Source organism: Gluconobacter kanchanaburiensis NBRC 103587 (assembly GCF_007988905.1).
GTDB classification, from domain to species: domain Bacteria; phylum Pseudomonadota; class Alphaproteobacteria; order Acetobacterales; family Acetobacteraceae; genus Gluconobacter; species Gluconobacter kanchanaburiensis.
The window spans coordinates 22,085-32,443 of sequence record NZ_BJVA01000004.1 but is presented as its reverse complement, the minus strand read 5'-3'; the positions used below and the strand labels follow the sequence as shown (position 1 = coordinate 32,443).

The 10,359-nt window shown below is 58.0% G+C and carries 8 protein-coding genes; all 8 read right to left on the bottom strand.

The annotated features are described in order from the left end of the window. Nucleotides 1-165: 165 nt before the first annotated feature. Complete coding sequence (rplL, locus tag GKA01_RS04535; protein ID WP_041110858.1) at nt 166-540, bottom strand: 50S ribosomal protein L7/L12; 375 nt, start codon at nt 538-540, stop codon at nt 166-168. A gap of 67 nt (nt 541-607) precedes the next feature. Next, entirely contained in the window at nt 608-1,132 is a 525-nt protein-coding gene (gene rplJ / locus GKA01_RS04530) for a 50S ribosomal protein L10 (protein ID WP_099286922.1), read from the bottom strand. Nucleotides 1,133-1,437: 305 nt separating this feature from the next. Then, the gene (rplA, locus tag GKA01_RS04525; RefSeq protein ID WP_146859689.1) at nt 1,438-2,130 is read right to left on the bottom strand and encodes a 50S ribosomal protein L1; all 693 of its coding nucleotides are present in this window, start codon (nt 2,128-2,130) and stop codon (nt 1,438-1,440) included. A 4-nt stretch (nt 2,131-2,134) separates the two neighbouring features. Beyond that, nucleotides 2,135-2,569 (bottom strand): 50S ribosomal protein L11, encoded by a 435-nt coding sequence (rplK, locus tag GKA01_RS04520; protein WP_146859687.1) that lies wholly within the window; start codon nt 2,567-2,569, stop codon nt 2,135-2,137. 99 nt (nt 2,570-2,668) lie between these two features. After that, on the bottom strand, nt 2,669-4,252 hold the full coding sequence (locus tag GKA01_RS04515; protein WP_146859941.1) for an efflux transporter outer membrane subunit: 1,584 nt from the start codon (nt 4,250-4,252) through the stop codon (nt 2,669-2,671). 71 nt (nt 4,253-4,323) lie between these two features. Beyond that, nucleotides 4,324-5,589 (bottom strand): efflux RND transporter periplasmic adaptor subunit, encoded by a 1,266-nt coding sequence (locus tag GKA01_RS04510; protein ID WP_146859939.1) that lies wholly within the window; start codon nt 5,587-5,589, stop codon nt 4,324-4,326. Nucleotides 5,590-5,612: 23 nt separating this feature from the next. Beyond that, nucleotides 5,613-8,780 carry an efflux RND transporter permease subunit gene (locus GKA01_RS04505; RefSeq protein WP_146859685.1) on the bottom strand — a complete coding sequence of 1,056 codons (3,168 nt, stop codon included), beginning with the start codon at nt 8,778-8,780 and terminating at the stop codon, nt 5,613-5,615. Nucleotides 8,781-8,950: 170 nt separating this feature from the next. After that, nucleotides 8,951-10,351: a sensor histidine kinase gene (locus GKA01_RS04500; RefSeq protein ID WP_146859937.1), complete on the bottom strand. Its 1,401-nt coding sequence runs from the start codon at nt 10,349-10,351 to the stop codon at nt 8,951-8,953. Nucleotides 10,352-10,359 lie beyond the last annotated feature (8 nt).

Below are 10,359 nucleotides of genomic sequence, written 5' to 3'. Positions count from 1 at the left end.
ACCGGAACGACCGGCCATTATGAAATTTTCAGTACGTGGCGAGCCGCGCACTATACGCCCGTTCTGCTCCAACGGCAAATCGGGCGGGAACCGCATGCGATCCCCGCCCCATCTGTCTGCCAGGCAGAGGCCTCTCCGCGAACGAAGCAGCCTGAAGTCAGTAAATTACTTAACTTCGACCTTGGCGCCGGCGTCTTCAAGAGCCTTCTTGATCTTGGCAGCTTCGTCCTTGGACGCGCCTTCCTTGACGGTCTTCGGTGCGCCTTCGACCAGGTCCTTGGCTTCCTTCAGACCCAGGCCCGTGATGCCACGGACTTCCTTAATCACGTTGATCTTCTTGTCGCCGGCGTCAGCCAGGACAACCGTGAATTCGGTCTGCTCTTCAGCAGGTGCAGCAGCAGCGCCACCGGCAGCAGCAGCAACTGCAACTGGAGCAGCAGCGGAAACGCCCCACTTCTCTTCGAGCATCTTGGAGAGTTCTGCAGCTTCCAGAACGGTCAGAGCGGAAAGCTCTTCAACAATCTTTGCCAGATCGGCCATGGTCTTATCCTAAATAGATGTACTGTTGATCAGGTTCCGGCCTACGCCGCAGCGCAGACCATCATTCTCAGGCGGCTTCTGCTTCGCCGGCCTTGGCATAGGCACCAAGAACGCGAGCAAGCTGGCCAGCCGGCGCCTGGACAACGCCTGCGATACGCGTTGCGGGGGTATTGATCATACCCACCAGCTTCGCACGCAGCTCGTCCAGCGACGGCAGCTCGGCGAGGGCCTTGACTCCGTCGACGCCAAGCGTCTGGGAACCCAGGGCGCCACCAAGCACCACCAGTTTGTCATTCGTCTTGGCGAACTCGACGATCACCTTCGCCACCGATGCCGGGTCCTCGGACCACGCAAGCGCGGTTGGCCCCTTGAGCAGCGGCGCGATGCCGTCGAATTGGGTCCCATCCAGAGCGCGGCTGGCCAGCCGGTTCTTCGCAACCTTGTATGTCGCTCCTGCCGCACGAATGCGTCGACGCAGTTCCGTCACATCGGCAACCGTCAGACCCTTGTTTTGGGTGACGACAACCATGGACGTGCTGCCAAACACATCGGCGAGGAACTCAACAAAGGCCCGTTTTTCCGTACGGTCCAAAACCTGTCTCCTCGTCAGTCCGACTTGCGCCGGACCAGGTTACCCATGGAGTTAGCTCTTTCGAACTTTCTCCGCTCGCCTGTCCACAGAAGTGAGCGAACCCAGCACATCGCAGCAGAGCCACTAAAATACTGTCGCCCCGTCTGACGCCCGCGATCCCGAAAAATCCTTAAGGACCCGAAGGTCCACGTGCGGTCTTGGACAGGTTTGGAAGCGACCTGCAAGCAGATCACCCCTCAGCCATCACACCCGAAAGTGCAACGTCATTTCGCGGAGGTCTTCCCAGAAGGGAGACCTCCTGTCAATCAGGCTTCGAAGCTCGAAACTTCAACGCGGACGCCCGGACCCATCGTGGAAGACAGAGCTGCCTTCTTCAGATATGTTCCCTTGGCACCCGTCGGACGAGCCTTCTGAACGGCATCGACCAGAGCGTTGATGTTCTCAACCAGCTTGGCTGCCTCGAAAGACGCCTTGCCAACACCCGCATGGATGATACCGGCCTTCTCGGCACGATACTCAACCTGACCGGACTTGGCTGCTGTGATGGCACCCTTGACGTCCATGGTCACCGTGCCGAGACGCGGGTTAGGCATCAGACCACGCGGTCCGAGGATCTTACCCAGACGACCCACGAGAGCCATCATGTCCGGCGTTGCGATGCAGCGGTCGAATTCGATTTCGCCAGCCTGGATCTTTTCAGCCAGATCTTCCGCACCAACGACTTCCGCACCGGCGGCAAGGGCTTCTTCAGCCTTCGGGCCACGGGCGAATACGCCGACGCGCAGGGTCTTGCCCGTGCCGTTCGGCAGAGAGATCAGACCACGGACCATCTGGTCAGCGTGACGCGGGTCGATGCCGAGGTTCAGCGAGATTTCGATCGTCTCGTCGAACTTTGCCTTGGCGTTGCTCTTCACCAGAGCCACAGCCTCGGCCAGACCGTACGGCTTGTTACGCTCGACAGTTGCCTGCGCGGCGTTCAGACGCTTGTTCTTGGCCATGGGATCAGCCCTCCACCACGTTCAGGCCCATCGACTTGGCGGAACCTGCGAGCATACGCACGGCGCCATCAATGTCGTTGGCATTCATGTCCTTGAACTTCTCGGCAGCGATTTCGCGCAGCTGAGCCGTCGTCACGGAACCGACTGCGGCGGACTTGCCAACCGTCTGGCTACCCTTGGAAATCTTGGCGGCCTTCAGCAGGAAGTACGTGTTCGGCGGCGTCTTCGTCACGAAGGAGAAGGTGCGATCCGCATAGGCGGTGATAACCACCGGGATCGGCATGCCGGGCTCGAGCTGCTGGGTCTTGGCGTTGAACTCCTTGCAGAACTGCATGATGTTCAGGCCGCGCTGACCCAGAGCCGGACCAACCGGCGGAGAAGGATTGGCTTTACCAGCCGGGATCTGAAGCTTGATGTAGCCAACGATTTTTTTGGCCATATCCGGGACTCCCCTGTTTGTCGTTCCCGAACCGCGGTTCAACGGAGTCGGCCATGCCGCCTCCTCCCGCGTTCGAAGTGAGGCGGACCCCTAGACCAGTCAGGGACGACCCGTCAAGCCTTTTACCCCTGATACTGACGCCTGATTGCCTCGCAGATCATTATCAAGGGTAGAAATATGGCTATCGATTCCGCTGACTGACTTGGGCGTTCTGAGATCTCTGTATTGCAGGGGTCCAAAAGGATCGATCTGTTTGATACCGGGCAGATCCGCCGTGCTCCAGCCGCCGCCCAGCGCACGGACCAGCCGAACGGAGGACTGAACCTGCGCCGTTTGGACTTCCACTTCTGACAGTCTTGCCTGAAGGGCATCCTGCTGAGCCACAAGAGCGTCGAGATAGTTCGACAGTCCGCCAGTATAAAGCGCCATCGTCATGCTCTGGGTCCGGAGTGCCGCCTCGACAGCTTTCTGCTGCTGGTCCTGAGCAATCTTGAACTGGCGGGTCTGTGTCAGACCGTCTTCGACATCCTGAAATGCCGAGAGGACCACGGATCTGTAATTATCCACCATCTCCCGATACTGCGACCAGGAGCGCTGCAAGGCTGCACGCCTCAGGCCTCCGGTGAAAGCAGGTTCGACAGCCTGCACAGCGATTTTCCAGAAAGCGCGGGAAATACTGGCAAGATCGAAACCGCCGTCCTCGAAACCACCCTGCGCACTGAAAGTGATATGAGGATAGAATGCGGCACGTGATACGCCGATCGCGCGTGCAGCAGCGGCCATCTGGCGCTCGGAGCTCGCTATGTCAGGCCGCCTTTCGAGCAACACGGAGGGCAGCCCTGCGTCGATTTTCACGACCCCGAAGTGCATTTTTACGTCTTTGACAGGCGCAATGTGAAAGCTCGCGGGAGCCGTATTAAGCAGAACCGCGATCGCATGTTCCATGACGTCACGACGGGCAATCAGATTGCTCTTGCCCGCTTGTGCCGAATAAAGCTGCGTTTCCGCACGAGAGACGTCCAGCCCGGCGCCGATCGATCCAGCCTGACGCAGCTCGGTAATCTCGACTGCCGCCCGGAAATAGCGGATGGAATCATCATACACGGCATTCTGTGCATCCAAGCCGCGCAGAGCGATATAATCGGATGCCAGTTCGGCCTCGAGCCCCAGCCGCGCCACGGCATATTCTGCCGCCGAAGCCTGAGCGAGGTTTTTCTGCATCCGGGTGGTGTTGCGGATAGAATCCCAGAAATCCGGCTCCCAGGTCGCGGCACCGCTATAGGCCTGATTGGACTCATAAACGAGACTACTGCTTCGCGCCGGATTGTTATATAGGCGACCAATCGAGCCCTTGTTGTCACTCATATGGGCTGCGCCAGTCACCTGCGGGTACAGCCGACTTTCGGTTTCACGGGCCACGTCACGGGCCTGCGTGAAGGCCTCGGCTGCAGCCTGTAGATCCGGATTCGCAGTCAGCATGCGCTGTTCCAGCCCGTTCAGGACAGGGTCGCTGAACATCGTCCACCAGTCGCTGCGAACCGCCCCATCTGCAGGACTGGCATTGACCATGGGGCCCTTCCCTTCCCATCCCTCGGGATAGAGAAATTTCTGGGGATGGTAATTAGGAGCCAGATCGCAAGAAGCCAGTCCAATCGATAAAACGCCCGCGAGCGCCGTGGTCATCCGCCAGCGGCCCCGCCTGCGTGCGGAGGGAGGCGAAACAGTCGGGGATGACGGGGAACTTTCCGGTTTCATCAGTGAGATCCGGCCTCCTCGGGGGTTGCGTCGTGCAGATGGGCAGGCTGCTGGCCCGCATCCTGCTGCGCCTTGCTTGGCGTATTGTATCCCGGCGTGGTCGGGACAATCCTGACCTCATCTCCATCCAGCAGATCAGCCGTCGGGTTAGCAACAACACGGTCGTCTTTTGTAATACCGCTGAGGATCTGAACTGTCGTCCCGAAATTGATGCCCACCTTCACATTGACCAAATGAGCATGATTGTTGATGACCTTGGCAACCTGTGTCCCCTCTGCCCGGAAGATAATCGCCCCTTCCGGCAAGATCAGGATATCCGGATTCCCAGGTGCTGAAATATGGGCTGTGGCATAGGAATTTGGCCAAAGAAGATTGTTGCTGTTATCCAGCGTCAATTCGGTCGTAACCGTGCGGGTAGATGCGTTGAAAGCGTTTGCCGTCGCAAGGAAGGTCGCCCGGAACCGGCTACCCGGATATTGCGGAACGGTCAGTTCCGCTTCGATTTTGGGAGAAATGACGCTCGCGAAATCCTGCGGCACCGATACGAACACGCGCATTCTATGCACGTCGGCGACAGAAAAGAGTTCGGACGCAGTCCCGCGCGAATTGAGATTGCCTCCTCCCGCGTTCACATAGTCTCCTACATTAACCAGACGGGATGTCACGATGCCATCAAAAGGCGCCACGATCTTCTTGAAATCCTCGAGAGCCTGAAACCGGTCGACGTCGTGGCGGGCTGCTTCCAGCTCGGCTTTCTGTGCAGCGGCATTCGCAGCTTGCACGTCCACTTCCTGACGTGAGACCGCCTGTGTGCCCTTCAGGGCCGTCCAGCGCTGGGTCGTGATGACAGCCAGATTGTAGCGCGCGAGAATAACATTGTAGTGCGCCTTGGCAGCCTCGAACTGCGCATCAATGCTCGGCGTACTGATTTCAGCCAGAACATCGCCGCGCTTCACATGCGCACCGTAGTCCTTGTACCACATCTTCACATAGCCTGAGACCTGCGCATAGATCGGCGCTTCATACCACGCGGCAAGATTGGCCGGCAGGTCCACCTGTCGTGTTGCGGGACCGGGCTGCGGTTTTATGAGAGTGACGGGCGGAATTGCTGCTTCTTCTGTCACGCCCGCCAGGGAGTGATAATGCGCCCCCCGCTGCACGATGCCCCAGGCCGCCAGCGCAATGGCCAGCACAACCACGACCAGCAGGATGATCCGCCCTCGTGCCCCCGAGCGCTTCTGGGACGGATGATCTGTCGGAGGCACGCGCCCCCCGTCCGTGGAATGGCTCACGCGTGGTCTCCTTCAGGCCCGGCAGGCCGCCTGTAATGAATCAGGGCAAAAACACAGGGTACAAAAAGCAGGGTCGCAACCGTCGCAACCAGTAGGCCGCCGATTACGGCCTTGCCCAGTGGTGCGTTGTCAGAATTGCTGATGGACATCGGAATCATACCGATCATCATCGCCAGCGCCGTCATAAGCACTGGCCGGATACGTTCATATCCCGCCTCAAGGGCCGCCAGCACAGCATCGCCATGATGGTCCATCCGCTCACGAGCAAAGGACACCACAAGAATGGCGTTAGCCGTTGCCGTTCCCATGCACATGATTGCGCCCGTCAGTGCCGGTACCGACATGGCCGTATGGGTCAGGAACAGACTCCACGATATTCCACCGAGCGCCCCCGGCAGCGCGGTAATGATGACAAACGGATCGAGCCAAGACTGAAAGTTCACGACGATGATCAGATAGACCAGTATGATCGACAGCGCGAGCCCGCCAATAAGCTGGACATAGGCATCGTTCATCGTCACCGCTTGCCCCCGGACGACAAGACTTGAACCATGTGGCAACAGCTTGCGCTCATGATCAACAATCCGGTTCACTTCCCGCGAGACCGTTCCCAGATCCATGTCTTCCGGAGCGGCATAAATATCGAAAACCGGCATGATGTTGTAATGCGCGATCTCCGATGGCGTCCCCGTCTGGACCAATTCGCTCAGCCCCCCGAGGAGCTGCGGCGTCTGGTTCGTCGGATTGCCGTCGCCCTTGTCAATGGGCAGAATCTCCAGATCATTCATGGTCTGAAGATAATTCGCAGGAGCCTGAACATCGATCAGCTGGGAAGTGCCCTGGGCATTGAGGTAATAGGTCTGCCCCACCTGCCCGCTGCCGGAAAGCGTTACAAGCGCATTGAGGGCAACGTCACGTTCCGTAATACCCGTCCCGAGCGCGAAGCTACGGCGGTTGTTGACGAGAATGGTCGGCTGCGTCATCGGCTCCTGAATGGACACATCCGCAATTCCGGGAATGTGGCGCAGCTTCTTTGCAAGGCGGGTCGCAAAACTGAAGTTTCCTCGCAGATCACGTCCGACAACCTGCACATCGATGGGCGAAGGCAGACCGAAATTCAGGATCTTGGCGGTCAGGTCGCCAGGCTGGAACGTAAAGACCGTTCCCGGGAAATCATTGGTCAGTCCCTTGCGAAGGCGCCGACGGTATTCCTGGATCGGGCTTTCAGAGTCACGAAGCTGGATTGTGATGTCGCAGTCCTGCGAGCCGACTGTGGGAGACGGGATCATTGCCTGGTTCAACTGACTGAACGGTAGACCACAGTTGTGCACGACGTTGACCACTTCTCCGGGCAACAGACTGCGGATTCTGCGCTCCGCCAGCCCGGCGATCTTTCCGGTCTCCTCGAGACGGCTTCCGACAGGCGCGCGCATATGCATCTGCAATGTGCCGGATCTGATCTCGGGGAAGAAGTCCTGACCGATGAACAGCAGAAGCGCCATGGACGAAATGGCCGCGAGCAGGAACAGCGTTACAAAGCGTCCACGGATCGAAATCAGGGTCTCAAGAATGGACTTGTAGTGCTCACGGAAACTCGTGAAGCGCGCTTCGAACCCCCGCTGGAAACGACCAAAGATACTGAGTTTGCGATTGTGCCATTCAGGATCACGATGCATCCGCACCTGAGCCGCCAGCATCCAGTTCGCCATGGTCGGGACCAGCGTCCGCGACAGGATAAACGAAGCGATCATGGCAAAGATGATCGCCTCGGCCATCGGCATGAACAGCCAGCCGGAAATGCCCGTCAATTCGAACAGCGGCAGCCACACGATGCAAATACAGGTCGTGGACACAAAAGTCGGAATAACGATCTGGTTCGCCGCATCAATGATGGCGTCTTCAAGGTCCTTGCCGGTCTCAAGATGTGCGTCGATATTCTCGATCATGACGGTAGCGTCGTCCACGAGAATACCCACGGCCAGCGCAAGTCCGCCCAGTGTCATCACATTGATCGACTGACCGGCAATACTTAGACCGATCAGCGAGCACAGCATGGCGAGTGGAATAGACGTCGCAACGATCACCGTCGAACGCCAGGATCCCAGAAACAGCATGACCGTCAAGCTGGTCAGAATGGCCGCCGTGATCATTTCACGGACCACATCGACGACCGATTCCTTCACAAAACTGGACGCGTCGGTCAGGACGTTCACTGTTGTCCCCGCCGGCAGGGTCGCCTGAACCTGAGGAAGAAGCTTCTTGATACCACTCACAACGGAAAGGGTAGAAGCGTCACCACTTTTAAGGACGACGATCAGAACCGCCTGCTTTCCCTTAACGAGAACGGCATTGATCTGAGGCGGCCCTCCCCTATGTACCCAGGCGACATCGCGCAGATAGATTACCGAGTTGCCCACCTGTTTGATGGGCATCCTGTTGAAGACATCGATATCCATGGGAGTGGAATTGGTCTTGACCATCCAGTCAAGCTGACCGATGCGCTGATCGCCTGCAGGGAGAACGATATTCTGAAGGTTCAGCGCTGTCGCAACATCTTCAGGCGAAAGCCTGTGCGCGAGGAGCTTGATGGGGTCGATATCGACCATGATATCAGGCGCCAACCCACCATAAGGGTTGGGGATGGCCGCACCGGGAACCGAAATCAGTTCCGGTCGAATCAGGTTGGACGCCATATTGTAGATTTCCGACCCTGACATGGTCGGATTGTTAACCTGAAGCGTCAAAACAGGAACCGAAGAGGCATCCATCGCCAGAATCAAAGGCGGCGTCGCTCCGTTTGGAAGCTGCTTGATGACCGTCTGCGATACGGACGTGATCTGCGTCTGCGCGACCGCCGTATTGGTCCCCGGCTGGAAGAAAACCTTGACAATGCCGCGTCCGTAATAAGACGAGCTTTCGATATGCTCGACGTTACTCACAGTCGCGGTCAGGGCACGCTCGTAATAATAGACGATACGACCCGACATGTCCTCTGGCATCAGGCCAGTATAGGACCAGATGACAGCGACGATCGGGATCTTGATCGAAGGGAACACGTCCGTCGGCGTGGAAACGATTGCCCTGACTCCGAAAATCAGGATCATGATCGAAAGAACAACGAAGGTGTAAGGCCGCTTCAGCGCGGTAACGACGATGGCATTCATGCGGTCAGACTACCCCTTCGGGCTCTTCCTGGTCCGGTCATTCTCAACGGGTGCCCCCTTGCAAATTACTCCAAGTCATATCGATCGAGACCCGCACGACAAGGAAAATTCTGTTTAAATATCAAGACACACAGAAAGAATTGAAACAGTTCGTCGCAACACAACTGTCGTCAGGCGGTTGCAGCGACTGGAAAATGAATGGTGAAGACCGCGCCTGGAAGGGCATGATTGGTCCGCGCCGCGCCAATTTCCAGCGATGCTCCATGAAGCCTCAGAATAGCGGAAACAAGACTAAGACCCAGCCCGCTTCCCGGAACATGCCGGCTCTTGTCCGAACGATAAAAGCGCCCCATGACCGCCCGGCGCTCTTCTTCTGCTATGCCGATTCCGGTATCCGCGACCCGAAGCCAGCTCGCCCCGTTTGGCTCCTGCCCGACACTCAGGTCCACACTGCCTGGAGCGGGCGTGAACTTGATGGCATTGTCCACGAGATTGACCAGAACCTCGTTCAGAAGATCCTTGTCTCCGAACAGCGGCACAGGACGGTTAGATTCTGCGATCCGGAGGAGCACATCCTGCGTCTCGGCAATCGGCTCATAAAGATCCACAACCCCGACCAGAAGCTCTCGCAGATCTAGCATTGCAAATCCTGCCCGGCGCCGGCCGTTTTCGATTTCTCCAATCCGCAACAGAGCGGTAATGACGGAAAAGCACTGTTCAAGATCCTGCGTAGCCCGCTCAATCGCGCCGTGGAGGGCCGTCGGATCGTTCGTGATCGCCGAGACACGCTCGAGCCTGGCCTTGACCCGCGCAAGAGGCGTCCTCAGATCGTGGGCAATATCGTTGCCGACATCCCGGATCTCGTCCAGCAAATGTTCCAGCCGATCCAACATTCGGTTAACCGAAACTGCAAGCCGCTCGATATCGTCGCGCTCACGCCCGGCCGGCAATCGCTCATGTAGATCGCCATCCATAATACGGTCGATCGCCTCGTGCATCTCCTTGACCCGCCGCAATGCACGATGACTGAGAAAAATTCCTGCCATCAGCGCAAACGCCACGACTGGTACAACCGACATGAGCGCTGCGCGCTTTGTGATGTAACGTAACTCGTTAGCCATGTGCAGGGAGCGGGCGAGAACGAGAATGCGGTCCCGGTTACCCTGAACGCCCTCAACCTCGACTGCCAGATAACGCATCTCGTAAGGAGTATCCCCCGGCGGCGCGTCCCACAAACGTTGCGTCCGGGGCGAGACTTCCAGGCCGACCGGCCATTTCTTGATGTCGCCCGCAATTAGGTTGCGGCTCATGTCAAACAAGGCCGCACCGTTCAGAATTACGCGCAGATCGGTCTTGCTGCGCTCGCGCACTTCATATTCGAGCTGGGCGGGGGTTTCCCGGACCAGCAGGGCGGCCTCACGCTGAAGCAGATCCGTGGAACGCTGCTGCTCGTACCCGTTCATCTGCCCATAAACGAGCCCAAACTGAAGCGCCATTCCCGCTATGATCGCGACGACGAACGCCAGTGTCAGCCGGAAAGTGACCGTCCGGAAAAGATCGGCCCTAAACAGTTCGGAAA